Origin of the sequence: Kitasatospora sp. NPDC002551, assembly GCF_040296005.1 — a bacterium.
In the GTDB taxonomy this organism is placed as follows: domain Bacteria; phylum Actinomycetota; class Actinomycetes; order Streptomycetales; family Streptomycetaceae; genus Kitasatospora.
Window position 1 is genome coordinate 39,110 of sequence record NZ_JBEOWI010000010.1, and the last position, 22,298, is coordinate 61,407.

19 protein-coding genes are annotated in these 22,298 nt (G+C 73.4%); 9 read left to right on the forward strand and 10 right to left on the reverse strand.

Annotation, left to right across the window (positions count from 1 at the left end; all coding sequences use genetic code 11):
* The first annotated feature begins 122 nt into the window (after positions 1-122).
* From phoH2 to ABT093_RS12265, 3 genes are all read left to right on the forward strand, one after another.
* Positions 123-1,457 (forward strand): RNA 5'-3' helicase PhoH2, encoded by a 1,335-nt coding sequence (gene phoH2 / locus ABT093_RS12255; RefSeq protein ID WP_350563232.1) that lies wholly within the window; start codon positions 123-125, stop codon positions 1,455-1,457.
* Between the two features lie 464 nt (positions 1,458-1,921).
* On the forward strand, positions 1,922-2,680 hold the full coding sequence (locus ABT093_RS12260; RefSeq protein WP_350563234.1) for an aggregation-promoting factor C-terminal-like domain-containing protein: 759 nt from the start codon (positions 1,922-1,924) through the stop codon (positions 2,678-2,680).
* A gap of 411 nt (positions 2,681-3,091) precedes the next feature.
* Positions 3,092-4,567 (forward strand): AI-2E family transporter, encoded by a 1,476-nt coding sequence (locus ABT093_RS12265; protein WP_350563236.1) that lies wholly within the window; start codon positions 3,092-3,094, stop codon positions 4,565-4,567.
* A gap of 81 nt (positions 4,568-4,648) precedes the next feature.
* Here the strand turns inward: ABT093_RS12265 and ABT093_RS12270 are convergent, their stop codons facing one another.
* Positions 4,649-5,191 carry an alkyl hydroperoxide reductase gene (locus tag ABT093_RS12270; RefSeq protein WP_350563238.1) on the reverse strand — a complete coding sequence of 181 codons (543 nt, stop codon included), beginning with the start codon at positions 5,189-5,191 and terminating at the stop codon, positions 4,649-4,651.
* A gap of 3 nt (positions 5,192-5,194) precedes the next feature.
* Positions 5,195-5,746 (reverse strand): peroxiredoxin, encoded by a 552-nt coding sequence (locus ABT093_RS12275; RefSeq protein ID WP_350563240.1) that lies wholly within the window; start codon positions 5,744-5,746, stop codon positions 5,195-5,197.
* A gap of 192 nt (positions 5,747-5,938) precedes the next feature.
* On the opposite strand from ABT093_RS12275, the gene ABT093_RS12280 reads away from it, so the two are divergent.
* Positions 5,939-6,892 carry a LysR substrate-binding domain-containing protein gene (locus ABT093_RS12280; protein WP_350563242.1) on the forward strand — a complete coding sequence of 318 codons (954 nt, stop codon included), beginning with the start codon at positions 5,939-5,941 and terminating at the stop codon, positions 6,890-6,892.
* Between the two features lie 9 nt (positions 6,893-6,901).
* On the opposite strand, the gene ABT093_RS12285 is transcribed toward ABT093_RS12280, so the two are convergent.
* A complete protein-coding gene (locus tag ABT093_RS12285; protein WP_350563244.1) occupies positions 6,902-7,525 on the reverse strand; it encodes a TetR/AcrR family transcriptional regulator in 624 nt (207 codons plus the stop codon).
* 187 nt (positions 7,526-7,712) lie between these two features.
* Here ABT093_RS12285 and ABT093_RS12290 point away from each other — a divergent pair, with 187 nt between their 5' ends.
* Complete coding sequence (locus ABT093_RS12290; RefSeq protein ID WP_350563246.1) at positions 7,713-9,911, forward strand: MMPL family transporter; 2,199 nt, start codon at positions 7,713-7,715, stop codon at positions 9,909-9,911.
* A gap of 64 nt (positions 9,912-9,975) precedes the next feature.
* On the opposite strand, the gene ABT093_RS12295 is transcribed toward ABT093_RS12290, so the two are convergent.
* The 3 genes from ABT093_RS12295 to ABT093_RS12305 form a co-directional block, all read right to left on the reverse strand.
* Positions 9,976-11,799: a SpoIIE family protein phosphatase gene (locus ABT093_RS12295; protein WP_350563248.1), complete on the reverse strand. Its 1,824-nt coding sequence runs from the start codon at positions 11,797-11,799 to the stop codon at positions 9,976-9,978.
* A 93-nt stretch (positions 11,800-11,892) separates the two neighbouring features.
* The gene (locus ABT093_RS12300; protein ID WP_350563457.1) at positions 11,893-12,588 is read right to left on the reverse strand and encodes a class I SAM-dependent methyltransferase; all 696 of its coding nucleotides are present in this window, start codon (positions 12,586-12,588) and stop codon (positions 11,893-11,895) included.
* Positions 12,589-13,273: 685 nt separating this feature from the next.
* The gene (locus ABT093_RS12305) at positions 13,274-16,252 is read right to left on the reverse strand and encodes an AfsR/SARP family transcriptional regulator (RefSeq protein ID WP_350563250.1); all 2,979 of its coding nucleotides are present in this window, start codon (positions 16,250-16,252) and stop codon (positions 13,274-13,276) included.
* 217 nt (positions 16,253-16,469) lie between these two features.
* Here ABT093_RS12305 and ABT093_RS12310 point away from each other — a divergent pair, with 217 nt between their 5' ends.
* Positions 16,470-16,736, forward strand: a complete 267-nt coding sequence (locus ABT093_RS12310) for a hypothetical protein (protein ID WP_350563252.1) — start codon at positions 16,470-16,472, stop codon at positions 16,734-16,736.
* Between the two features lie 251 nt (positions 16,737-16,987).
* On the opposite strand, the gene ABT093_RS12315 is transcribed toward ABT093_RS12310, so the two are convergent.
* The gene (locus ABT093_RS12315) at positions 16,988-17,281 is read right to left on the reverse strand and encodes a hypothetical protein (RefSeq protein ID WP_350563254.1); all 294 of its coding nucleotides are present in this window, start codon (positions 17,279-17,281) and stop codon (positions 16,988-16,990) included.
* 217 nt (positions 17,282-17,498) lie between these two features.
* Between ABT093_RS12315 and ABT093_RS12320 the strand changes: the two genes are divergently transcribed.
* Complete coding sequence (locus ABT093_RS12320) at positions 17,499-18,260, forward strand: GntR family transcriptional regulator (RefSeq protein ID WP_350563256.1); 762 nt, start codon at positions 17,499-17,501, stop codon at positions 18,258-18,260.
* 39 nt (positions 18,261-18,299) lie between these two features.
* On the opposite strand, the gene ABT093_RS12325 is transcribed toward ABT093_RS12320, so the two are convergent.
* The 3 genes from ABT093_RS12325 to ABT093_RS12335 form a co-directional block, all read right to left on the reverse strand.
* A complete protein-coding gene (locus tag ABT093_RS12325; protein WP_350563459.1) occupies positions 18,300-18,518 on the reverse strand; it encodes a Txe/YoeB family addiction module toxin in 219 nt (72 codons plus the stop codon).
* Complete coding sequence (locus ABT093_RS12330) at positions 18,467-18,712, reverse strand: type II toxin-antitoxin system Phd/YefM family antitoxin (protein ID WP_350563258.1); 246 nt, start codon at positions 18,710-18,712, stop codon at positions 18,467-18,469. The genes ABT093_RS12325 and ABT093_RS12330 overlap by 52 nt, the downstream gene beginning before the upstream one ends.
* A gap of 146 nt (positions 18,713-18,858) precedes the next feature.
* On the reverse strand, positions 18,859-20,526 hold the full coding sequence (locus ABT093_RS12335; protein ID WP_350563260.1) for a fumarate hydratase: 1,668 nt from the start codon (positions 20,524-20,526) through the stop codon (positions 18,859-18,861).
* A 224-nt stretch (positions 20,527-20,750) separates the two neighbouring features.
* On the opposite strand from ABT093_RS12335, the gene ABT093_RS12340 reads away from it, so the two are divergent.
* Together ABT093_RS12340 and ABT093_RS12345 are read left to right on the forward strand one after the other, a co-directional pair.
* A complete protein-coding gene (locus tag ABT093_RS12340; RefSeq protein ID WP_502884209.1) occupies positions 20,751-21,482 on the forward strand; it encodes a DUF1707 SHOCT-like domain-containing protein in 732 nt (243 codons plus the stop codon).
* Between the two features lie 361 nt (positions 21,483-21,843).
* Entirely contained in the window at positions 21,844-22,200 is a 357-nt protein-coding gene (locus ABT093_RS12345; RefSeq protein WP_350563463.1) for a WhiB family transcriptional regulator, read from the forward strand.
* Positions 22,201-22,298 lie beyond the last annotated feature (98 nt).

A 22,298-nucleotide genomic window follows, 5' to 3' on the forward strand; every position in this document is an offset into this window, starting at 1 on the left:
CGAGGGCGCGAATGCACCGCCCCCCGCCTGGGAATACTCCGATCAGACCGGCCCCGAGGCCACCGGGGCAGCGGGGGCCGGCTTGCCGCGGATGACGCAGGGTCATCCGCCCTGGAGGCCTAGTGGTCAGTTCCAAGAGCCGCCGGACACCAGACCGGCGCACGTACGTTCTCGACACCAGTGTGCTCCTGGCGGACCCGCTCGCCATGAGCCGTTTCGAGGAGCACGAGGTCGTCCTCCCCGTGGTGGTGGTCACCGAGCTGGAGGCCAAGCGGCACCACCCGGAGCTGGGGTATTTCGCCCGCCAGGCGCTGCGACTGCTCGACGACTACCGGATCCGCCACGGCCGCCTCGACGAGCCGATCCCGGTCGGCGAGCTCGGCGGCACCATCCGGGTGGAGCTCAACCACTCCGATCCGTCGATACTGCCGGCCGGCTACCGGGCGGGCGGCGGCGAGGCCGACACCCGGATCCTGGCGGTGGCCCGCAACCTGCAGGCCGAGGGCTACGACGTCACCGTCGTCTCCAAGGACCTCCCGCTGCGGATCAAGGCGTCCTCGGTCGGCCTGCTCGCCGAGGAGTACCGGGCCGAGCTGGCGATCACCTCGGGCTGGACGGGCATGGCCGAGCTGCACGTGCCCGCCGACGACGTGGACGCCCTGTTCGCGGCCGGCCATGACGCCGGGGTGGACGTCGACGGCGCCGCCGAGCTGCCGGTGCACACCGGACTCGTGCTCACCTCCGAGCGCGGCAAGGCGCTCGGCCGGGTCGCCGGCGACGGCCGGGTCCGGCTGGTGCGCGGCGAGCGCGAGGCGTTCGGCCTGCGCGGGCGCAGCGCCGAGCAGCGGGTGGCGCTGGACCTGCTGCTCGACCCGGAGGTCGGGATCGTCTCGCTGGGCGGCCGGGCCGGCACCGGCAAGTCCGCGCTGGCGCTCTGCGCCGGCCTGGAGGCGGTCCTGGAGCGGCAGCAGCACCGCAAGGTGATGGTCTTCCGGCCGCTGTACGCGGTCGGCGGGCAGGAGCTCGGCTATCTGCCGGGCACCGAGACGGAGAAGATGAGCCCCTGGTCCCAGGCGGTCTTCGACACCCTCTCGGCGGTCACCACCCCGGACGTGATCGAGGAGGTCATCTCGCGGGGCATGCTGGAGGTCCTGCCGCTCACCCACATCCGCGGGCGTTCCCTGCACGACGCCTTCGTGATCGTGGACGAGGCGCAGTCGCTGGAGCGCAACGTCCTGCTGACGGTGCTGTCCCGGATCGGCCAGGGCTCGCGGGTGGTGCTCACCCACGACGTGGCGCAGCGGGACAACCTCCGGGTGGGCCGCTACGACGGCGTGGTGGCGGTGGTGGAGAAGCTGAAGGGGCATCCGCTCTTCGCGCACATCACGCTGACCCGCTCGGAGCGCTCGCCGATCGCGGCGCTGGTGACGGAGATGCTGGAGGACGTGAACCCGTGACCGGTTGATGCCGGACCATCCGGAACATCCGGACAATCACGGACAAAAGCGTCAATTCCCGGCGCGGGGCCCGTTCCTGAGGGGGCGGGCCCTGTCCCTTTCATCACATCGAGTGCTGTGTGTCCGGCGAACGCCGGTTCGGTGAATGTGACGCCCGCCACGCAACAGGGAATTGCGTCGACAGGTCCCCGTGCGGCATGGTGAGGGTTCTGTCAGGCCCCGCGTACGGCATGGCAGGGCTTCCGGGAGACCGGGGGTCCGGCCCGGACGATCCGCCAACTCCGGTCGGTGGATGCACAATTGAAAACCGCTCGCCGTACGCCGCCCGATCGCAACGCCCGGTCGCCTCACCCCGGCCGGACGTCGGGTCAGTACCTCCCGTGACCGGCACCGTACGGAGGGCAGCGCCAAGGGGCATGTTGCGCCCGCACGGTCACGCGTGGGCGATGCTGGAAGGAATCCATGTGACTCGGATCTCGGTCCGGGGAGTTGCTGTCGCCTCCGCCACCGCCGTCACCGCTGTCGGTGCCGTCGTGGGCATGGCCTCGGGCAGCGAGGGCAAGACGACGCAGACGGTCGACGTCGCAGGCGCGACCCTGCTTGCCGAAGTCCCCTCCGGCGCCCAGGCGCAGACCATCAGCGACAACATCGGCACGCAGGCATCCGCCCAGCAGGCCGCCGCCGACGCCGCCGCCAAGGCCGCCGCCGAGCAGAAGGCCGCCGAAGAGGCCGCCCGCCAGCAGGCCGCCGCCGAGGCTCAGGCCAAGGCCGACGCCGCGGCCAAGGAAGCCGCGGCCAAGGCCGAGGCGGAGAAGGCCGCGAAGGCCGCCGAGGAGAAGCGCAAGGCCGACGAGGCCGCCGCCAACCGCTCCAAGGCCCGCTCGGCGATGGCCGCCACCGACAGCTCCGCGCCCGCCCCGGTCTCGGTCAGCCCCGGTTCGGTGCAGGAGCTGGCCCAGCAGATCGTCGGCAACGACGCCCAGTTCCAGTGCTTCAGCAACATCGTGAAGCGCGAGAGCGGCTGGAACTACACCGCCACCAACAAGAGCTCCGGCGCGTACGGCCTGGTCCAGGCGCTGCCCGGCTCCAAGATGGCCTCGGCCGGCGCCGACTGGCGCACCAACCCGGCCACCCAGATCAAGTGGGGCCTGAGCTACATGAACAGCCGCTACGGCAGCCCCTGCGGCGCCTGGTCGTTCTGGCAGTCGCACCACTGGTACTAGGAACACCGCCGCGGCCCCCGGTCACGCTTCCGCCGTGACCGGGGGCCGCGGCGTTTCCCGTGCGCGGGCGGACCGCGCCGCCCGGGCTGCGCTGACCAGTGCGCCCGCGGGCGGTGCGGTCCTGGGTGCGGACGCGGGGACGGGGAGGGGTCCTGGTAGCTCCCCGCACCGGCCGGTCCGCCGACAGTCGGCTCCTGGTTTCCCGACCGACTCCTCCCCGCTGTCCGATGCCTGAAACCACCCGGGACATGCTGTTTTGCCCCGGAATCGGCCCCCGAGAAGTCCGCACGGATCACGGCCGGGAGCGGACTCACCGCCCCGCGGCCGGGTAGCGTCTTCCTGACGGCCGTGGCGGGACCCACGGCGTGCCGCCGCACCGGGCGGCTCCGGCGGGGAGAAGTGGTAGCGAGCATGGCGCGGGGCGGAAAGGCCTTCAAGGCCGTGGCCAAGGGCATGGCCGTGGTGGCGAGCGCGGCCGCCGTGATCGAACGGCGACGGCGGGCCGCGATGGCGGCCGACTTCCACGAACCGCCGCTGTCGCCGCTGCCGGCCGACCCGCTGCCGGCCGACCCGCTGCCCGTCGATCCGCTGCCCGTCGATCCGCTGCCGGGCCCGCGGACCGAGGTGAGCCTGCCGCCCGCGGCCCCCGTCGTCCCCGGCCCCGTCCTTGCCCCCGTTCCCGCGCCCGCGCCCGCTCCCGCGCCGTCGTCCCCTCCGCCTCCTGCCCCGGCGTCCTCGCACGGCCACTTCGGCCGGCCCGCCACCCCCGCCGAGGCGGTGCCGTGGGGCCTGCGGGTCGCCGCCGAGTCCACCTGGCGGCTGCTGCTGCTCGGTGCCGCGCTGTACGTCGTCTTCTACATCGTCGACATGCTGCGGCTGGTCGCCTTCGCGGTGCTCGCCTCGCTGCTGATCTCCGCGCTGCTGGAGCCCACCGTCTCCTGGCTGCGCCGCCACGGCGTCCCGCGCTCGCTGGCCGCCGGCGGGGTGTTCATGAGCGGACTGGCCGGCATCGGGCTGGTCGGCTGGTTCGTGGTCTGGCAGGTGACCACCAACCTGGAGACCGTCACCAGCAAGGTCAAGGCCGGTGTCGACCAGCTGCGGGACTGGCTGATCACCGGGCCGCTGCACCTGACCGAGCAGCAGATCACCGACTTCGCCAACCAGATCACCAAGGCGATCAGCACCAACACCGAGCAGATCACCTCGGCCAGCATCACCGGCGCGCAGATCGCCGTCGAGGTGCTGACGGCCGTCCTGCTCGCCTTCTTCACCACCTTCTTCCTGCTCTACGACGGCGAGCGGATCTGGAACTGGGCGCTGCGCGGGCTGCCCCGGCACTCCCGCTACGCGATGGCCGGCGCCGGTCCGAAGGCCTGGGCCACGCTCACCGCGTACGTCCGCGGCACCGTCTGCGTGGCCTTCATCGACGCGGTCTGCATCGGCACCGGCATCCAGCTGCTCGGCGTGCCGATGGCCCTGCCGCTCGCCGTGATCATCTTCCTGGGCGCCTTCGTCCCGCTGGTCGGTGCGCTGGTCACCGGGACGGTCGCGGTGCTGATCGCGCTGGTCACCACGACGCCCTGGACGGCCCTGATGGTGCTGGTCGTGCTGATCGCCGTCCAGCAGATCGAGGGCCATGTGCTCCAGCCGCTCATCCTCGGCCGCGCCGTGCGCGTCCACCCGCTCGGCGTCGTCCTCGGCGTGGCCGCCGGCTCCATCATCGGTGGCATCGGCGGCGCGATCGTCGCCGTCCCCCTGATCGCCGTCACCAACACCGTGGTCACCCACCTCCGCCGCCGCAACGAGGCCGGCCAGGCCGTCTTCACCGCCCTCGAAGCCGCCCGCGAAGCCGCCGCCCGCCCCCACGCCTCACCCCCGGCCCGCTGACCCGCGGTTCCGGGGACGCGGACGGGCCCCTCGCCGGGACTCGGGGAGTCCGGGCGAGGGGCCCGTACGGGGTGGTGCGGGTCAGGCGGTGACGGTCGCGAGGGCGGCCTCGGAGTCGAGGACGCCGGCGACGGCCTGGAGCACGGCGGCGATCTTCATCGAGGCCTGGACGACCTCGCGGTCGACGCCGGCCTTGCGCAGCACGGCCTCGTGCGAGTCGAGGCACTGGCCGCAGCCGTTGATCGCGGAGACCGCGAAGCACCAGAGCTCGAAGTCGGCCTTCTCGACGCCCGGAGTGCCGATGATGTTCATCCGCAGACCGGCCCGCATGCTGCTGTACTCCTTGTCGGAGAGCAGGTGCAGCGTCCGGTAGTAGACGTTGTTCATCCCCATGATCGCGGCCGCGCCCTTGGCGGCGTTGTACGCCTCCGGGGAGAGGTTGGCCTTGGCCTCGGGCTCCAGCTCGCGCAGGACGGCGGGGCTGCGGGTGGCCATCGCGCAGGAGAGGACGGTGCCCCACAGCTGCTGGGCGGGGAGGTCGGAGTTGCCGATGACCGAGCCCAGGTTGAGCTTGAGGTCCTTGGCGTAGTCCGGGAGGGCGGACTTCAGGTCGTCGAGGGCCATGGGTCAGCCCGCCAGCAGGGCCTGGGCGTCGAGGGTGTCCTCGCCCTTGTTCCAGTTGCACGGGCACAGCTCGTCGGTCTGCAGGGCGTCCAGCACCCGCAGGACCTCCTTGGGGTTACGGCCGACGGAGCCGGCGGTCACCATGGCGAACTGGATCTCGTTCTCCGGGTCGACGATGAAGACGGCGCGCTGGGCGGTGCCGTCCGCGTTCTCGACGCCGCAGGCGCGCATCAGGTCGTGCTTGATGTCGGCCAGCATCGGGAACGGCAGGTCGTTGAGGTCCTTGTGGTCCTTGCGCCAGGCGTGGTGCACGAACTCCGAGTCGCCGGAGACGCCGAGGATCTGGGCGTCACGGTCGGCGAACTCCTCGTTCAGCTTGCCGAACGCGGCGATCTCGGTCGGACAGACGAAGGTGAAGTCCATCGGCCAGAAGAAGACGACCTTCCAGCCCTTCTGGTCCTCCGAGGTGTAGTCCTTGAACTCCAGCTTGTCCGCGGACGGCCCTTCCACGCCCTTGAGGTTGAAGGCCGGGAACTGGTCACCGATCGTGAGCACGTTCGCATCTCCTGAAGTGAGGCTGAGGGGAGTTTGTCCGGTTTGCGGAACGGGTTCCACCATTCCACATCGTGGACTGATCAGGGAAATAGCTACAATCGATGTGTCTGATCGGAGAGAGTTATCAACAGCCCCACGCCCCCGTCTCGCCCCGTCCGTCGCAGGGCCCCCGCCCGTAAACCCGACGCGACTGTGGCGAACGCCACCCCGCGCAGCCCCCGGACGCCCACGGTCGCCCAGCTCAAGGCCTTCGTGGCGGTGGCCGAGCACCGGCACTTCCGGGAGGCCGCGGCGGCCAGCGGAACCAGTCAGCCGGCGCTCTCCGGGGCGGTCGCGGCGCTGGAGGAGTCGCTGGGCGCGCAGCTCGTCGAGCGTACGACGCGCCGGGTGATGATCACTCCACTGGGGGAGCGCGTGCTGGAGCACTCGCGCCGGGTGCTCGCCTCCCTGCAGGCCCTCACCGAGGAGGTGGAGGCCGCCCGCCGCCCGTTCACCGGGCCGCTGCACCTGGGCGTCATCCCGACCGTCGCGCCCTACCTGCTGCCGACCGTGCTGCGGCTGGTCCGCGACCGCTACCCGGAGCTGGAGCTGCACGTCCACGAGGAGCGGACGCCCTCGCTGCTGGAGGGGCTGGCCGCCGGGCGGCTGGACGTGCTGCTGCTGGCGCTGCCGGCCGGCGGCAGCGCGCCGACCCGGGACATCCCGCTGTTCGACGAGGACTTCGTGCTGGTCGCCCCGCCCGACCACGAGCTGGCCGGCCGGGTCGACGTGCCGCGCGACGTGCTGCTCGACCTGGACGTGCTGCTGCTGGAGGAGGGCCACTGCCTGCGCGACCAGGCGCTGGACATCTGCCGCGAGGTCGGCGCCGACCCGGCCGGCTCCACCACCCGGGCGGCCGGCCTGTCCACCCTGGTGCAGCTGGTGGCCGGCGGCCTCGGGGTGACCCTGCTGCCCGCCACCGCGCTGGACGTCGAGGCGGGCCGCGCCGACCGGCTGGCCGCCGTCCGCTTCGCCGCGCCCGCGCCGGGCCGCCGGATCGGCCTCGCCACCCGGCCGGGTTCGGCCCGCAGCGCCGAGTACGACCGCTTCGCCGTCACCCTGCGCGAGGTCCTGGCCGAACTGCCGGTCAGGATCGTCGAACCGTAGGGGCCGCGCTCAGGGGGTGGCGGGGGCGCCGAGGCAGAGGCCGACCGTGGTGGCGACCAGCAGGTCGAGCGCCCGGCGGGACTCCTCCTCCGGGTCCTCGCCGGCGGCCTTGAGGACCAGGTAGCGGTCGGTCAGCCCGTTGAAGCCGGCCAGGAAGTACAGCGAGATCTCGTGGGCCGGCAGCGCCGGCTCCTGCCCGTGGGCGGCGGCGAGCGCGGTGAGGAGCTCGGCGGCGGTGGCCTCGATCTCGTGCTGGAGCGCCCGCATGATCTCCTGCAGGTCCGGGTCGCGCAGCGCCATCGCGGCGAACTCGGTGATCAGCGAGCACTTGCCGGGCTCGCCGACGGCGCTGTCCCACAGGGCGTGGACCATCGTGCGGACCTGCTCGGCGAACGGGCCCTCGTCCGGCGCGGACGCCCGCACCTGGCCGATGAACTCGGCGGTCAGCTGCTCGACGACGGCCCGGTAGAGGTCCTTCTTGGTGCCGAAGGTGTAGTGCACCGTCGCCTGCGCCACGCCCAGCTCGGCCGCGATGGCGCGGGTGCTGCCGGCGGCCACGCCCTCGCGGGCCATCAGGTCGATGGCGGCCTGGATGAGTTGGGGGCGCCGTTCGGCGGCCGGGACATGTGCCATTGGGCCAGGGTATCGCCATGTTCAAACAACCGGATCGAATGATTGCGTCAGACGTTCTCGTCCATTGACTTTGTCACGTGACAAAGTTGCGCGTACGGTGGTGCGGACGACCGAGTCCGGCGCTCACGTCCGAACGGGACGGTCCGACCGGACGACCTGCCCGAACGACCCGACCGAAGGTGCACGCATGGCCACGTACCTGTACCGCCTGGGCCGCCTCTGCTTCCGCCGCAGGCGTACCGTGCTCGCCGTCTGGCTGGCCCTGCTGATCGCCGTCGGCGGCGCGGCGGCGGCGCTCGGCGGCTCGACCTCCGAGGAGTTCAAGGTCCCCGGCACCGAGGCCCAGGCCACCCTGGACCGGATCAAGGGCACCTTCCCCGACCAGGCCCACGGCTCCGCCCAGGTGGTCTTCGCCACCGAGGCCCCCGGCGGCATCGCCGCCCCCGAGAAGGCCGCGGCGGTCGGTGAGGCGGTCACCCGGATCGCCGCCGTCCCGGGCGTCGCCGGTGTCCCCGACCCGTACACCACCGGGGCGCTCTCCCCGGACGGCGAGGTCGCGCTGGGCCTGGTCTCCTTCGACAGCGTGCTCGGCGACATCACCGACCAGCAGCGCGACGCCGTGCGGGAGGCGGCCGAACCCGCCCGCGCGGCCGGGGTCACGGTGGCCTTCGGCGGCGACGCCTACAACGAGATGGCCCAGGTCGAAGGCGGCGAGGTGGTCGGCCTCATCGTCGCCGGGCTGGTCCTGGTGATCACCCTGGGCTCGCTGGTCGCGGCCGGGCTCCCGCTGGTCACCGCCCTGATCGGGGTCGGCATCGCGATGGCCGGCGTGATCACGCTGGCGGGCTCGTTCGAGATCATCTCCACCGCGCCGGTGCTGGCGCTGATGGTCGGCCTGGCGGTCGGCCTCGACTACGCCCTGTTCATCGTCTCCCGGCACCGCCGCCACCTCACCGAGGGGCTGGAGCCGGAGGAGGCCGCCGCCCGCGCCAACGCGACCGCCGGCAGCGCCGTGGTCTTCGCCGGCCTGACCGTCGTCGTCGCCCTGGCCGGCCTGGCCGTCGCCGGCGTGCCGTTCCTGACCGTGATGGGCCTGGCCGCCTCCGGCGCCGTCGTCGTCGCGGTGCTCGTCGCGATCACCCTGCTGCCCGCCCTGCTCGGCTTCGCCGGCCGCGGCATCGACCGGCTGCCGGTCTGGCGGGGCGCGCTGCGGACCACCGGGCGCACGACGCTCGGCGAGCGCTGGGCCGGCTTCGTGGTGCGCCGCCCGCTCGCCGTCCTGCTGGCGGGCCTCACCGCGCTGGTCGCGCTCGCCGTGCCCGCCGCGAGCCTCACCCTCGGGCTGCCCGGCGGCGGCTCGCAGGCCAAGGGCACCGACGCCCGCACCGCGTACGACCTGGTCGACCGGAGCTTCGGCCCCGGCTTCAACGCCCCGCTGGTGGTCGTCGTCGACGCCGCGGACGCCGCGCAGCCGGAGCAGGCGGTGCAGGGCGTGGCGGGCCGGCTCGCCGCGCTGCCCGGGGTGCAGACCCTGCTCCCGCCGCAGCTCGACCAGCCGAGCCGCACCGCGCTCGTCCCGGTCATCCCGAAGAGCGGCCCGGACGACGCCGACACCCGGCAGCTGGTCACCGACATCCGCGACCAGCGCGACGCGCTCAAGGCGGAGACCGGCGCCCGGATCGACGTCACCGGCACCACCGCCGCCAACATCGACGTCTCCGCCAAGCTCGCCGACGCGCTGCCGCCGTTCGTCGCGGTGATCGTGGGCATCGCGCTGGTGCTGCTGGCGCTGGCCTTCCGCTCGGTCCTGGTGCCGCTGAAGGCGGTGGCGGGCTTCCTGCTCTCCATCACGGCCTCGCTCGGCGCCGTCGTCGCGGTCTACCAGTGGGGCTGGCTGGACGGTCTGATCGACGTCCCGAAGGTCGGCCCGGTGGTCAGCTTCGTGCCGATCCTGCTGATCGGCGTGCTGTTCGGGCTGGCGATGGACTACGAGCTGTTCCTGGTCTCCGGCATGAAGGAGCGCCACGCGCACGGCATGGCGCCGCGCGAGGCGGTGGTGGCCGGGGTGCGGGACGGCGCCCGGGTGGTCACCGCGGCCGCGCTGATCATGATCGCGGTCTTCGGCTCGTTCGTCTTCGGCCACGACCCGATCGTCCAGCCGATCGGCTTCGCGCTCGCGGTGGGCGTGCTGGTGGACGCCTTCGTGGTGCGGATGGCCCTGGTGCCGGCCGCGATGGCGCTGTTCGGCCGGGCCGCCTGGTGGTTCCCGAAGAGCCTGGACCGGGTGGTGCCGCGGGTGGACATGGAGGGCGAGCAGCTGATGGCCCGGCTGGAGTCCGACGGGAGCCGCGTCGCCGCGGACACGAAGGTGCCCGAGCGGGTCTGACGGCTCCGGAGGTCAGGACGGGGGCCGCCCCGGCGCGCGAGCGCCGGAGCGGCCCCTCGGCGCGTCACGGCAGGCGCTGCTCGAACCAGACCACCTTGCCGGTGCCCAGCCGGGTCGCGCCCCAGCGCTCGGCGCACCGGGCCACGATCTGCAGGCCCCGTCCGCGCTCGTCCTCCGGCCCGGTCCGGCGCGGCCGGGGCAGCAGCGGGCTGTCGTCGCCGACCTCGCAGCGCAGCCGGGTGGTGCGGACCAGGCTCAGCGTCACCGGGCGGGTGGCGTGCTGGACGGCGTTGGTGACCAGCTCGCTGACCATCAGCTCGGTCGCCTCGGTCAGCGCCTCCAGGCCCCAGCGGCGCAGCGTGTGCGCGGCCAGCCGGCGCGCCCGCCCCGGCGTCTCGTTGCGCGGCTGGAGGTACCAGTGCGCCACGTCCCCGGCCGGGATCCCGTCGAAGCAGGCGGCCAGCAGCGCGATGTCGTCGCCCCGGTCGCCGGGCGGCAGGATCCGCAGCGCCTCCTGGCAGAGGTGTTCGGGCGCGTGCCGGTGGGCGCCCGCGAGCCGGGCGCGGAGCAGTTCGAGACCGTCGCTGAGCGGTCGGCTGCGGGTCTCCACCAGGCCGTCGGTGAACAGCAGCAGGGCCGAGCCGGGCGGCGCGGGCAGTTCGACGGAGGAGAAGTCGACCCCGCCGACGCCGATCGGCGCGCCCGCCTCCAGGTCGAGCAGCTCGGCCGTGCCGTCCGGCTGGACGAGCACCGGCGGCACGTGCCCGGCGTTGGCGAGCACCACCCGGTTGGCGATGGGGTCGTAGACGGCGTAGACGCAGGTCGCCAGGTGCTGTTCGCGGCCGAGCCGCTGGGCCTGCTCGTCCAGGTGGTAGAGCACCTCGTGCGGCGGCAGGTCGAGCGCGGCCAGGGTCTGCGCGCTGGTGCGCAGCTGGCCCATGATGGCGGCCGAGGTCAGCGAGTGGCCCATCACGTCGCCGACGATCAGCGCCACCCGGTTGCCGGGCAGCGGCACGGCGTCGTACCAGTCGCCGCCGACCTGGGCGCCGCGCTCGCCGGGCAGGTAGCGCTGGGCGAGCCGGACGCCGTGCGGCTGGGGCAGCCGCAGCGGGAGCATGCTGCGCTGCAGCTCGTTGGCTATCTCCCACTCGCGGGCGTACCGCAGCGCGGTGTCGACGGCCAGCCCGGCCTGGGTGGCGAGGTGGGCGGCGGTGGCGGTGTCGGTGGCGTCGAAGCCCGGCCGGCCGCTCTTCGCGGGCGGGCGCCGGATCAGCACCAGCAGGCCCAGCACGGTCTTGCGCCCGCGCAGCGGCAGGGCGAGCACCGACGTGCCCGGGCTGAGCCGGGCCAGGCCGCGGGCGCCGTACAGCTCGCGCAGCAGCTCGGTGGTGCGGGCGCTGCCGCTGTCCCCGGCGGCGCCGAGCACGACGGGTTCGGCGGGGCGGCGGCTGAGCAGGGTGTGGGCGAGCGCGCCGCCGCGGGTGACCGGGGTGGCCGGGCCGGGGTCGGCGCTGGAGCGGGCGCCGTACCGGCTGCCGTAGCGCGCGCCGTAGCGGTCGCGGCGGTCGTCGCCGGCCGGGCGGCCGCGCCGGCCCAGCCGGGTGCCCTGGCTGTGGTGGATCCGCAGCTGCTCGGGGAAGCCGGGCTCGCGCTCGACGTTGGGCAGCGGGTCGCGCAGGTGGACGACGGCGGCGTCGGCGAGGGCGGGGACGAGCACCCGGCCGGCGTTGCGCAGGGTGGCGGCCAGGTCGAGCGCGCTGTTGATCCGCCGGGTCGCGGAGTCGAGGTAGGCGAGGCGTTCGGGGACGTGCTCCGGGGGCGACGACGGGCGGCGCGGGGCCGGCAGGGCAGGCGGCTCTCCGGCCTCGGGATTGAGCTGGTCGCGCACGGGTGCCTGTCCTGGGATCGGTACGGTCTGGGGTCTGTCGGGGAACTGTCCTGGGTCTGCGGTCCGGCGGTCGGGGGCCCGGAGGCCCGGCCGTCAGCCGGTCCGCCGACAGCAGAGGAAGAGCTGCTCCTCCGGCGGCAGCGAGGTGCTGGCGGGCGCGTACGGACGTCCCTCCTGCTCCTCGACCGCGAACCCGGCGGCCAGCAGGACCCGTTCGAGATCCTCCCGCAGGTACCCGCTGATCCGCAGCTCCCGGCCGAGGAACGGCAGGGGAACGTGGTCGAGATCCGCCTCGACCATACCGAGCGCCAGCAGTCCGCCGGGCCGCAGCAGCTCGCGCAGCCGGCCCAGCACGACGGGGATCTCGTCCTGGGGGAGCAGGATCAGCGAGAAGAAGGCGGTGACCGCGTCGAAGGTGCCCCGCCCGGCGGGGCCGAGCCGCGGCACGTTCCAGGCGGAGCGGGCGCGCTCGGTGGCGAGGTCGTACATGTCCATGCGGTGCAGGACGGGCGGGTACGGGCCCGGGTGGGGGGCCTGCCGGGCCAGGGTCAGCATGACGTCCGAGAGGTCCACGCCGGTGACCCGCATCCCGGCTCCGACCAGCTGGCGGACGGTCGGCTCGCCGTTGCCGCAGCCGACGTCCAGCACCGCGGCGCCCGGCTCCAGCAGGGCCAGCAGCCGGCGCCCGCAGGCCAGCTGTCCGTCCTTGGCGGGGAACGCCTCGGCGTAGCCGGTGCCGATGGTGTCGAAGGCGACCGCCTGCAGGGCGCGTTCGGCCCGGCGGCGCAGGACGTCGGACCCGTCGTCGTCGCCCGCGTCCTCGCCGACGGGGAACGGATCCGATATCTGTCCGGTCGTCACGATTGAGAGGCACCTTTCCGGCCGGGCCTCCGGTCGGCTGGACGAGGCGCGGGGCCGGACCGCCGTCTCCTCCCGGCGCCCGCGCTGCCCCGCCGACCCGCTGCCGGTGGCGGTACGTCACGCTCCCCGCGTCACAATGACTGCATTGCCACGCTGACTGCACGCTGACACTTTGCACAGACTCTTTGCACAGAGACACTCTGCACTGCGGGAGCGCCACCGCGCTGCCTTTTCCGGATTGCTCCACCCGGGAAGTGCGCTCGTGTGTGTACTGGCATCCGAGAATATGCGTGATCACTCCGCCATGGGGTGCGTTTCCGGCCAACTCGCGGCGGGTGGCCGACGCGGCCCCCCTCGGCGGGGGCACGGGGCGCGGACCGGGGTGGTGCGACCGGGCCCGCACGCCGTACGGTCGGCCCTCACAGCCGCGCTGACCAGCGGATCCGTCGAGCCGCGGGCCGACAATCGGGCGTTTATTGAACGTCAATCGGGGCGGTGCACAGTGGTGTCAGCGCCGGGGAAGCGTTGAAGGTGTTCCCGCAGCCGGGGGGCTGCGGGAGCACCGGACGCTCACGGGGGAAGGCCTCCACGGGGGACACGGGGGAGCGGGGGCCTACGGCGCGGGGGGAGAGAGGGGCTCGGTGTGCTGCTGGGAGATGAGGTCCGCCACGGGGGAGGCCTCGGGCACACCGAGCCGGGTGAAGATGGCGTGCGCTCCGCGCAGACACGCCAGGCCACGTGCGGGCTGGGCGAGGGCGAGCAAGGCCTCGCCCAGCGCGGCACTGGCCAGACCCTGGCAGTAGGCGGAGTCCATCTCCAGGCCGATCGCCAGCGACTCCTCCGCCGCCTCGGCCGCCTCGGCCTGCTGGCCGGCGGCGAGCAGGGCGGAGGAGAGCCGGGCGAGGGTGTAGCCCTCGCGCAGCCGGTTCTGCTGCGAGCGGTAGAGCCGGTGGGACTCGCGCAGGTGCTCGGCGGCGGTCGCGGGGTCGTCGGCGGAGGCGAGCACGACGCCGAGCTGGTACAGGGTGTCGGCCAGGCAGGGGCCGTTCTTCGAGGCGCGTGCGGTGGCGACCGCCTCGGTGACGGAGCGGACGGCCTGCTCGACCTGCCCGAGCCCGAGCTGCGCCCGCGCGAGGTTGGCGAGCAGCCGTGCCTCGCCGATCGGGGCGCCGACGACGCGGCTGATGGTGAGGGCCTGTTCGAAGAACGGCGCGGCCTCGGCCGGGCGGTTGCCGAGGCTGAGGATGATGCCGAGGGTGTTGGCCGCCATCGAGCGCATGACGGTCATGTCCTCGGGGCCCAGGAGACCCAGGCTCTTGCGCAGCGACTGCTCGGAACTCTGGAAGTCACCGGTGACGGACTGCAGGGTGCCGAAGGCGAAGTGCACCCGCGCGAGCGCCGCCGCGTCCCCGTGCTCCTCGGCGCCGCCTTCGGCGGTCTCCAGCATGCGGCGCACCCGCGGCCCGTGCGTCGGGTCCTCGACCAGGCTGTCCAGGATGATCAGCAGGTCGACGGCGGGCCGCAGCAGCCCGCTCGGGCCCTGGACGGCCGCCTCGACCGAGCTGAGCAGCAGCCCGATCTCGGCCCGGATCCACTCCTGCGCGTATCCGCTGGTGATCAGGGGGATGCCGGTGGAGCCCGGGACGTTCAGGGGCTCGGGCAACTGGTCGTCGGGCTCGATGGCCTGTGCGGCGTTGCGGACCGTCGCGAGCAGCAGGTCGAGCAGCCGCAGGACGGCGGCCTGCTGCTCCTCGACGTCCCCCACCCGCTCGTTCTGCCGCTGCGCGTAGAGCCGCAGCAGGTCGTGGTAGCGGTAGCGGCCGGCCGAGAAGGTCTCCAGCATGTTGGCCTCGACGAGTGCCTCGGCGAGGTCCTCGGCCTCGTCCTCGTCCACGCCGAGCAGGGCCGACACCGCCGTCAGCGGCAGGTCCGGGGAGTCCACGACCGAGAGCAGGCGAAAGGCCCGCGCCTCGGCGGGGGAGAGCTGTCCGTAGCCGAGCCCGATGGTGGTCTCCACGGCGAGGTTGCCGAGTTGGAGTTCGTCGAGGCGCCGGCGCTGATCGGCTAAGCGGCGGGCGAGGTCCGAGACGCTCCACCGGGGCCGGCTGGCGAGCCGGGCCGCGGCGATCCGGACGGCGAGGGGCAGGAAACCGCAGGCGGTCACCACCGCCATGGCCGCCTCGGGTTCGGCCGCGACGCGCTGCTCGCCGACGATCGCGGAGAACAGCGCGAGCGCCTCCTCCGGCGTCAGCTCCTCGACGTCCACCAGGTGCGCGCCGGGGATGCCGGCCAGCCGGGAGCGGCTGGTGGCGAGCACCGCGCAGCTGGATACGCCGGGGATCAGGGGCCGGATCTGCTCGGCGTCCTGGGCGTTGTCGAGCAGGATCAGCATCCGCCGGCTGGCGAGCAGCGAGCGGTAGAGGGCGGCGCGCTGTTCCAGCGAGTCCGGGTTCTCGGTGACGCCGAGGGCGTGCAGGAAGTCACCGAGCACCACCGCCGGGTCGGAGGGCGAGGCGCCCGCACCGCGCAGGTCGACGTAGAGCTGCCCGTCCGGGAACTCCGCGCGCACCCGGTGGGCGACGTGCACGGCGAGCGTGGTCTTGCCGACGCCGCCGATGCCGGCCAGCGAGGTGACGACGACGGCCTGGCCGGTGGCGTTCATCAGGACGGCGGAGAGATCCGCCACCATCTCCGAGCGGCCGCTGAAGTCGGAGACGTCGGCGGGCAGTTGGGCCGGGGCCGGCGGGGTGGCGGGACCCTCTTCACGGGCCGCGGCGGCGGGCGCGGGCGCGGCGGGAAGGGTCAGCGCCGGGTCGGCGGCCAGGATCCGGGAGTGCATGGTGGAGAGCCCGGCGCCCGGTTCCACGCCCAGCTCGTCGATCAGCAGCTTGCGGGTGTCGGTGTAGACGCCGAGCGCCTCCGCCTGGCGGCCGCAGCGGTACAGCGCGAGCATCAGCAGTTCGCGCAGCCGCTCGCGCAGCGGGTGCTCGGCGGTGAGCGAGTTCAACTCGCCGACCACTTCGGCGTGCAGGCCGATGTCGAGGGCGACCGCGCAGCGCTCCTCGGCGACCGAGACCTGCCGCTCGCCCAGCCGCTGCCGCTGGGCGTCCGCGTACGGGCCGGGGACGCCGGTGAGCGGGCGGCCGGCGAACAGCGCGAGCGAGCGGACCAGCAACTGGTGGGCGTTGTCGAGGTCCCCGGCGTTGCGGGCGGTCGCGGCCTCGGCGGCGAGGTGCTCGAAGACCGTCATGTCGAGTGCCTCGGCCGGGATGTGCAGCGCGTAGCCGTCGGCGACGGAGACGAGGAACTCGGCGGGCCGCCGCACCTCGCGGCGGGGCTCGATCACGGTGCGCAGCCGGGAGACGTAGGTGCGCAGTGCGGCGACGGCCTGGGCGGGCGGGCGCTCGCCCCAGAGACCGTCCACGAGGTCCTGGGTGGTGACCGGGCGCCCGGCGTGCAGCAGGAGCATCGTCAGGACGGCCTGCTGCTGGGGTGAACCGAGGGCGAGCTGCTTGTCGTCGAGCCAGGCCTGGACCGGACCGAGTACCTGGAAGCGCAGCGCCGGTGCAGGCGGCGTCTCCCGAAACTCCATGTAGTCCCCCGATGGCCTGGTGTTGATGTCCCGGTAGGGCGCTCGGCGGTTCCGCCGTTGTGGTGGCCTCAGCTTAGGCGGGGGGCCGACTCTGCCGGACGGCACGGTAAGCCGCACGATGTTTATCGGACATTTAATCAACCCTACGATACTGAGCCCGCGCCCGCGCCAATCCGGTGGGGCGGAAGACATGTGATGACCGAAAGGCGGCCCGCCCATGGCCAGCAACCAGAGCGAGACCCCTGTGCCGACCGCGCAGGCCGACGAGGCCGTCACCGCGGAGGCCGTCGAGGCCGTCGAGGGCGCGGTCGCCGCGACCTCGGAGCCGGCCGAGTACGCCGAGCCCTCTGCCGACCGCAAGGCCGACCTGGAGGACGACTTCTTCGGTGACGAGGCCCAGTACGTGGTGGAGACCGAGGCGCCGGCCGGCGGCGAGCAGAACGCCGAGCGCGAGCCGCAGGGTGTCATCGCGAGCCACCCGTAAGCACTCCGCACCAGCAGTTCCAGGGGGGAACTTGAACAGGCTCCGTCGCCTCGCGGTCGTCGCCGTTTCGACGATCGTGGTGACCACCGGCTACCTCGTGACCGCCACCGGCGCCTCCGCCGGAGTCATCGCCGGTCACCCGTAGCCCCACACAGCACCCGTGTGCCCCGCCCCGCCCCGTCCGGCGGCGCGGGGCACACGCACGTCCGGTGGCCGGAATTCGCCGATGGGCCTGGTGGCCGGGGCGGGCGTCAGGCCGCGTGGGCGGGGGAGGTGGGAGAGGGGGCCCGCGCGGGGTCGGCCCGCCCGCCCGGTCCGCTCCGCCCCGCCGGGTCGGCGGCGCCCTCGGCGCCGCCCCCGCCGTCGGCCGCGGGGGCGAGGTGCTCGGGGCGGGCGGTCCACTCGCAGCCGCCCTCGGGCGGGCGGAGGTAGTGCTCCCCACCGATGGTGTCCATGTAGATGCCGGTGCGCCCGGTCCTGGTGTCGAGGACGGACTCCCCCACGCGCGGCCGGTAGGCCGCGGCGCCGCGCTTTCGGATGCTCACCGCGCTGCTCCTTGCTGCTCCGGTGCGGGCGCGGCGACGGTGGTGCCGGCCCTGGTCGCTGTCGTGGCTCGGTTTGGTTCGGCTCTGCTCGGCGACTACCCAGCATCTCTAGAGAAGCTAATATCTCTAGGGATGTCAACGGTCGAACCGGTCCTATCGGCTTACCGCAGACCGAAGGCGCGCCTACGATTTACGGCGAAGGACGAGGGAGCAGGCGATGGTCGGCAGCAGTGGCGGTGAGAAGCAGCCCAAGTACCAACGGATCGCCGAGACGCTGAAGGCGGCCATCGACTCCGGCGAGTACCGCGCGGGCGACCGGCTGCCCGGCGAGAACGACCTGATGGACGCGTACGGCGTGGCCCGGATGACCGCCCGCCAGGCGCTCGGCGTGCTGCAGAGCGAGGGCATCGCCGAGGCCCGCCGAGGGGCGGGCGTCTTCGTCCGGGACTTCCGGCCGCTGCGCCGGCGCGGGATCCAGCGGCTCGCCCAGGGCCAGTGGGGGTCGGGCCGCTCGATATGGTCGGCCGACACCGCCCACCGCAGCCTGGTCGTCGACCAGGTCGCGGTCACCGAGCAGGGCGCGCCGGAGCACGTGGCCCGGGTGCTCGGCGTCGACCCGGGCTCGCCGATGTGCGTGCGGCACCGGCGCTTCGTGCTGGACGGCAAGCCGGTCCTGCTGTCGACCTCCTACCTGCCGTCGGGCCTGGTCGCGGGCACCGCCATCACCCGCGAGGACACCGGCCCGGGCGGCACCTACGCCCGGCTGGCCGAGATCGGCGCCAAGCCGGTGCACTTCCGCGAGGAGGTCCGCTCCCGGATGCCGAGCGCCGACGAGGCGGCCCGCCTGGAGCTCTCCGCCGGCACCCCGGTCATCCTCATCTGCCGCACCGCCTTCGCCGACGAGGGCCAGGTCGTCGAACTCAACGAGATGACCCTGGACGCGGCCTCCTACGTCCTTGAGTACGACTTCGACGCCTGACGCCCGACCCGCCCCCCGCCGAGGCGGCGGGCCGCGCCGTCACCGGTAGCGGTAGCGGGCCTTGAGGATCTTCACTCCCTTCCCGTCCGCCCGGTGGACGAGGCGGTGTTCGTCGCCGCTCCGGCGCGACCAGTAGCCGGCGAGGTCGCCCTTCAGGGGTTCCGGTCTGCCGGTCCCGCTGAACGGGTCGCGCTGGATCCCGCCGATCAGACGGGCGATCCGCTGAGCGGCCTTCCGGTTCGAGGCCGGCCGGAACAGGAAGCCCTCCCAGGCGTCAGGATCGAGGTGGACGCTCCTCCCACATCACCCGCCAGGGCTTCCAGCTCCTCCATGATCCGGGTGACGCCCGGATCGCCGCCCCTGGAGGTGATCCTTATCGGGACGTGGTCGTCGTTGGCCTTCTTGATCAGGGGAAAGAGCTGCGCGCGTGCGCCGCTGGCGCTGATCGTCATCGGCGCGCCCTCCGGGGAGACGGCTGATCCCGTACCGGATCGGTACGAGTTTCCGGTGCGGGGAGCGAGGTCGATTCGGGGCGGCCGGAGACGGCCCCGCCCCGGGCGCGGGGGGCGGCCGGGGCGGGGGCGGGTGCGGGGGAGCGCTACTCCTTGGAGCGGACGCGGAGGCTGGTGATCAGCGGGCCCTCGGTGGTCTCGCGGAAGAAGTCGTTGCCCTTGTCGTCGACCACGATGAAGGCCGGGAAGTCCTCGACCTCGATGCGCCAGACGGCCTCCATGCCGAGCTCGGCGTACTCCAGGACCTCGACCTTCTTGATGCAGTCCTGGGCCAGGCGGGCGGCGGGGCCGCCGATGGAGCCGAGGTAGAAGCCGCCGTGCTGGGCGCAGGCGTCGGTGACCTGCTTGGAGCGGTTGCCCTTGGCGAGCATGACCATCGAGCCGCCGGCGGCCTGGAACTGGTCGACGTAGGAGTCCATCCGGCCGGCGGTGGTCGGGCCGAAGGAGCCGGAGGCGTAGCCCTCGGGGGTCTTGGCCGGGCCGGCGTAGTAGACCGGGTGGTCCTGCAGGTACTTCGGCATGCCCTCGCCGGCGTCCAGGCGCTCCTTGATCTTGGCGTGCGCGATGTCGCGGGCCACGACCAGGGTGCCGGTGAGCGAGAGGCGGGTCTTCACCGGGTACTTGGAGAGCTCGGCGCGGATCGCGGACATCGGCTGGTCGAGGTCGATGCGCACCACGTCGTCGTCGAGGTGCTCGTCGGTGGTGTCCGGCAGGTACTTCGCCGGGTCGGTCTCCAGCTGCTCCAGGAAGACGCCCTCGGCGGTGATCTTGCCGAGCGCCTGGCGGTCGGCCGAGCAGGAGACGGCCATCGCGACGGGCAGCGAGGCGCCGTGCCGCGGCAGGCGCACGACGCGCACGTCGTGGCAGAAGTACTTGCCGCCGAACTGGGCGCCGATGCCGATCTTCTGGGTCAGCTCGGTGACCTTGGCCTCCAGCTCCAGGTCCCGGAAGCCGTGGCCGGTCTTCGCGTCGCCGGAGGTCGGCAGGTTGTCCAGGTAGTGCGCGGAGGCGTACTTGGCGGTCTTCAGCGCGAACTCCGCGCTGGTGCCGCCGATCACGATCGCCAGGTGGTACGGCGGGCAGGCCGCGGTGCCCAGCGAGCGGATCTTCTGCTCCAGGAACGAGAGCATGCTGGCCTCGTTCAGGATCGCCTTGGTCTCCTGGTACAGGTACGACTTGTTGGCCGAGCCGCCGCCCTTGGCCATGAAGAGGAACTTGTAGGCGTCACCGTCGGTCGCGTACAGCTCGATCTGCGCCGGCAGGTTGTTGCCGGTGTTCTTCTCGTCCCACATGGTCACCGGGGCCATCTGGGAGTAGCGCAGGTTCAGCCTGGTGTACGCGTCGTAGACGCCGCGCGCGACGGCGGCCTCGTCACCGCCGGCGGTCAGCACGTTCTGGCCGCGCTTGCCCATGACGATGGCGGTGCCGGTGTCCTGGCACATCGGCAGGATGCCGCCGGCCGAGATGTTGACGTTCTTCAGCAGGTCGAGCGCGACGAAGCGGTCGTTGGGGCTGGCCTCCGGGTCGTCCAGGATGCGGCGCAGCTGGGCGAGGTGGGCCGGGCGCAGGTAGTGCGAGATGTCGTGCATCGCCTCGGCGGTGAGCAGTCGCAGGGCCTCCGGCTCGACCTGGAGGAAGGTGCGTCCGCCGGCCTCGAAGGTGGAGACGCCTTCGGAGGTGAGCTTGCGGTAGGGGGTCGGGTCAGCGCCCAGGGGGAGCAGGTCGCTGTACTCGAAGTCCGGCGTGGGAGCCATGCGGGCGGTCCTTAGGTGTCCAGTGTTGCCGGTGTTCCGGCTGCGTCGGCGAAGCACCCTGGAGGGGCGAAAGCACCCTCAAGGGTAGGACCCGCCGATATCCCGCACGCGGGAAGGTCCGCCTGCGTGACCAGGGTCACCCCGGGGGGTGGGTGCGGGCAGCCCCGTTGACTAGGCTTGCGCCCGTGGACAACTCGCCGTCGAAGGACCCGCAGGACCAGCAGATGGACGACCAGGGGCAGGGGCCCGTACCGATGACCAAGCCCGCGGCGGCGCCGCCCGCGCCGCCCGCGCACGCTCCGGTGGCGCAGGCCGAGATGCGGGCCTCGGACGCCGACCGCGAACGGGTGGCGGAGCTGCTGCGCGACGCCTACGCCGAGGGGCGGCTGGACGTCGAGGAGCACGCCGAGCGGATCGAGGCGGCGTACGGGGCCAAGACCCTGGGCGACCTCGTGCCGCTGACCCGGGACCTCCCGGTGCACCGCGAGATCTCCTTCGAGAAGCCGCCGCTGGACGCCCCGGGGTCGGCGGCCGGCCCGCGGCCGGAGGGCCCGGTGCGGCTGCCGGCCCGCAACGAGGCGCCGACCATGCTGGCGGTCTTCGGCGGCTCCTCCCGCAAGGGGCGCTGGCGGGTGGGCTCCCACCTGCGTGCCGTGGCGATCTTCGGCGGTGTCGAGATCGACCTCACCGACGCCGTGTTCGAGTCGCCCGAGGTGGTGATCGACGTGGTCGCGATCTTCGGCGGGGTGGAGATCAAGGTGCCGGAGAACGTCAGCCTGCACGGTGGCGGCGTCGGCATCTTCGGCGGCTTCGACGTCAAGGAGCAGACCGCGGCCGACCCGTACGCGCCGGTGGTGCGGGTGAAGGGCACCGCGGTGTTCGGCGGCTGCGAGGCCAAGCCGCGCCGGGGCAAGAAGCTCAAGGAGTGGGTGCGCAAGCAGCTCGGCGCCGACTGAGCCGGGTACGGACGGCACGTTCGGTGCCCGGTCGGGGGACAACTCCCGGCCGGGCACTCGTCGTTGCGCCGAGTGCAGGCAGTAGTCGGTTGCGTGCAGTGTGCATGAATCGGCCGGGCGTGGGGTAGTTCCTCTGGCACATCGCTTCTTGTACGGCTGCGTACCGGAGGCGGCCTGAGGCCGACCCGGGGGTGTGAACGGGGGCCCGCAGCTGGGCAGGGGAGCGAGCTTCCCCGTGTCCGAGAGCCTCGTCAGGAGTACGGCCGTGCTGCATCCGATCGAGTCCCGCACCACTTCGTCCGCCGTCCCCGTGCCGGCCGCCCCGTCGCCGGTCGCCCGGCCGTCCGCCGCCGCCTCGCCGGTGGTCGCGGCCCAGCTGCTGGAGCGGCGCCCGGCCCCGCAGCCGGCGGGCGAGGACAACCCGTGGCACACCGCGGCGGCCTGTCGGCGGGACGAGGTGGGTCTGTTCTTCGCGCCGTCCAAGGAGCCGACCGCGGCCCGGCTGTCGCGCGAGGAGCAGGCGAAGCAGGTGTGCGCGCGGTGCCCGGTGCTGCTGGACTGCCGGGAGCACGCGCTGGCGCAGCCGGAGCCGTACGGGGTCTGGGGCGGGCTGACGGCGGCCGAGCGCCGGGTGGTGCTGGCGCGCCGCCGCCGCCGGGACGTCGAGCTGCGCGAGGCGGCCCGGGTGCCGGGGTCGCGCGGCCGGATCGCGGGGTGAGGGCCGCCGGCGGGATCCGCCGGCCCTGACGGGAGCGGCCCGCGTCCCGGCGAAGGGGGATTTCGCCGAGACGCGGGCCGCGTCGTGCCGTCGTGCCG

Bases quoted from the DNA above. Each gene is read 5' to 3' on its own strand.
- ABT093_RS12290 (WP_350563246.1), top strand. From the start codon at position 7,713: ATGGCCACGTACCTGTACCGCCTGGGCCGCCTCTGCTTCCGCCGCAGG.
- ABT093_RS12310 (WP_350563252.1), top strand. From the start codon at position 16,470: ATGGCCAGCAACCAGAGCGAGACCCCTGTGCCGACCGCGCAGGCCGAC.
- ABT093_RS12340 (WP_502884209.1), top strand. From the start codon at position 20,751: ATGGACGACCAGGGGCAGGGGCCCGTACCGATGACCAAGCCCGCGGCG.
- ABT093_RS12285 (WP_350563244.1), bottom strand. From the start codon at position 7,525: ATGGCACATGTCCCGGCCGCCGAACGGCGCCCCCAACTCATCCAGGCC.
- ABT093_RS12265 (WP_350563236.1), top strand. From the start codon at position 3,092: ATGGCGCGGGGCGGAAAGGCCTTCAAGGCCGTGGCCAAGGGCATGGCC.
- ABT093_RS12335 (WP_350563260.1), bottom strand. From the start codon at position 20,526: ATGGCTCCCACGCCGGACTTCGAGTACAGCGACCTGCTCCCCCTGGGC.
- ABT093_RS12330 (WP_350563258.1), bottom strand. From the start codon at position 18,712: ATGACGATCAGCGCCAGCGGCGCACGCGCGCAGCTCTTTCCCCTGATC.
- ABT093_RS12305 (WP_350563250.1), bottom strand. From the start codon at position 16,252: ATGGAGTTTCGGGAGACGCCGCCTGCACCGGCGCTGCGCTTCCAGGTA.
- ABT093_RS12270 (WP_350563238.1), bottom strand. From the start codon at position 5,191: ATGGCCCTCGACGACCTGAAGTCCGCCCTCCCGGACTACGCCAAGGAC.
- ABT093_RS12320 (WP_350563256.1), top strand. From the start codon at position 17,499: ATGGTCGGCAGCAGTGGCGGTGAGAAGCAGCCCAAGTACCAACGGATC.